Here is a 2,057-nt window from a genome sequence, read left to right as displayed (position 1 = left end):
TCTTTTAATGTATATAACAAAAACTGAAAGGTGGAATTAAAATGAAAAAAAATTTTATCATTAGCAATGGGAGTGGTTTTATCAGCAACAGTGATTTTAGGAAGTAGTGAGTATACCTTTGCAGCAGAAAAAAGTCCTAAAATAGAAACAAATGTGTCTGATTTGACAGAAGGAAAACTGAAAACAGTTATTGTCGATATTGAAGATGTTTTGTCAGAAGACACAACGGTATTTGCAACTTCATCATCAGAAACAAAAATATTATCAAAAGATTATGCAACTTCTTCTGGACAGACAGGAGTAATTAAGTCAGTAGGTCAGATTGTTGATTTTAGTAAGGTTATTCAAGAAGGAGCAACAATAAAAAGTATTACGATTTATTGTCCAACAGGGACAAGAGTAACACAGTCAAAGTACACGACAATAAATAATTATTTGGTTACTGATTTAGACACGGGAGATGCTATAACTATTCCGTTTCAGACAACCAATAATCCATCTTCCAAAAGCACTTCTACGGCATTAGCCGGAAAAGCAGCTAATATTAGATTTTTAGTACAAATTCAGGGCAAGATTTTACAGCAATATACTGGAATGGATGGATTTACTGTTTTTGGTGGAAAAATGATAGTTACATACAGTGAATAGAATGCGAGGTGGATTCATGGAAATTGCTATTTCAAGTGCGACTAGTTCTGCGAATACAAAAAACAGTATATCATTGCAGAGTGGAGAACCTGATTGGTCTATGATTCCGAGTGCAAAGAAAAGTAATAAGACACAGGCTGAGTTTGTTGATGAGATTAAGGAACTGGCTCGGAAAGCCGCTAATACTACAAGTAAGGCAGAATTGGAAAATATTCATAGACAGAGAACCTCGTTATGTGCAGAATATATGTCCGATGTATCACCGAACAGAAAGGCATTATATCAACAAGCAAAAAATGCAGTAAAAAGTTCAAATCATAATCCAAAATGTCAGGGGATTGGTGAATTGTCGTTGCTTGATTTTCTGGAGAAGGCAGAAGGTAATAAAAGCGATCTTGCTGAAAAGAAGTTTGTTTTGGCAGGAGGTGGTACATTGGTTTGCCCAATTTTGACAAGTGGAGGGTATGGTGCTGATATTTATTATCAAGGTACAAAAGCACTGACGTATCTTGGATCAGGATATGGATGGGCATGTGAAAGGACTCCGGCTGAGCGTGAAAAAGAAAAAGAGTTTTATGGAATTTATTTTAATGAGTATCATACCATAAAGAATGATCAGCAATCAGAATTGGAAAAATTACCGGATTATTTAGAAGAAAATCCATCTTTTGACATGAAAGCATAAGAAATGTTTGAGATTTAATGTGTACTAAGGAGGATTTGCACCATGCAGGTTAATTCTAATTATTCTATGAATGGTGTGCCGTATGAAACTAGACATAAATAGGATAATATTCCTCCATATTAGTGCGAAATATGCTGTTCATGAAAGTTAAAATCCTAAAGATGCAGAGATGTATATTATCAACAATTATACATTTCTGCATCTTTTTATTTTGAGCATTCCAATAGTAATACGCTGAATCTTAAATAAATGTATATGAGGAAAATATGATATGATTATATTCAAATATGAAATTACAAGATCAGAGGTATATAGGCGAGTGAGACAGTGCGAAAAAATAAAAGAAATTTCCATTGAACAGGCAGACAGTATGGAGCAGGTAGAGGCAACCGAAGAAAGAATTGCTGAAGTTGTTCAGAATAATTCGGATGTGGCACAGGAAACATCAGCGACAAGTGAGGAACTTACAGCTCAGGCTACTACACTTAGCGGTATGGTTTCGGTATTCAAATTAAGACAGTAAGAATAGACAGAGTTTTTAGTGGATGATTGTTTTTTACACAGTTAAAGAATAATCGTCCACTTTTCTGTTTTGGGCAAGAAAATGTTTTTTACTTTCTACTCGGTTAATTTTTGTTTATATGGTCATTTTCTGCAAAAATTGGTCACTTTCTGCAATGAATATTGTTATTTTAAATTATTTTTTTATAATGACTATATTGAG

The 2,057-nt window shown here is 34.0% G+C and carries 3 protein-coding genes; all 3 read left to right on the top strand.

Going from position 1 to position 2,057, the window contains the following annotated elements:
- Positions 1–72: 72 nt before the first annotated feature.
- The 3 genes from DW981_RS14560 (at position 73) to DW981_RS14550 (ending at position 1,856) form a co-directional block, all read left to right on the top strand.
- Positions 73–648, top strand: a complete 576-nt coding sequence (locus tag DW981_RS14560) for a hypothetical protein (RefSeq protein ID WP_147352681.1) — start codon at positions 73–75, stop codon at positions 646–648.
- A gap of 16 nt (positions 649–664) precedes the next feature.
- Positions 665–1,333 (top strand): hypothetical protein, encoded by a 669-nt coding sequence (locus tag DW981_RS14555; protein WP_118508236.1) that lies wholly within the window; start codon positions 665–667, stop codon positions 1,331–1,333.
- 271 nt (positions 1,334–1,604) lie between these two features.
- Positions 1,605–1,856: a methyl-accepting chemotaxis protein gene (locus tag DW981_RS14550; RefSeq protein WP_055196143.1), complete on the top strand. Its 252-nt coding sequence runs from the start codon at positions 1,605–1,607 to the stop codon at positions 1,854–1,856.
- The last annotated feature ends 201 nt before the right edge of the window (positions 1,857–2,057 follow it).

The sequence above is a fragment of the Clostridium sp. AM49-4BH genome, assembly GCF_003478335.1.
Lineage (GTDB): Bacteria > Bacillota > Clostridia > Lachnospirales > Lachnospiraceae > Butyribacter.
The sequence above is the reverse complement of the archived record's forward strand: the minus strand, read 5'-3'. Positions and strand labels throughout refer to the sequence as shown.

What these genes read in the sequence shown, in the direction of transcription:
- DW981_RS14555 (WP_118508236.1), top strand. Translation starts at nt 665, where the DNA reads ATGGAAATTGCTATTTCAAGTGCGACTAGTTCTGCGAATACAAAAAAC.
- DW981_RS14550 (WP_055196143.1), top strand. Translation starts at nt 1,605, where the DNA reads ATGATTATATTCAAATATGAAATTACAAGATCAGAGGTATATAGGCGA.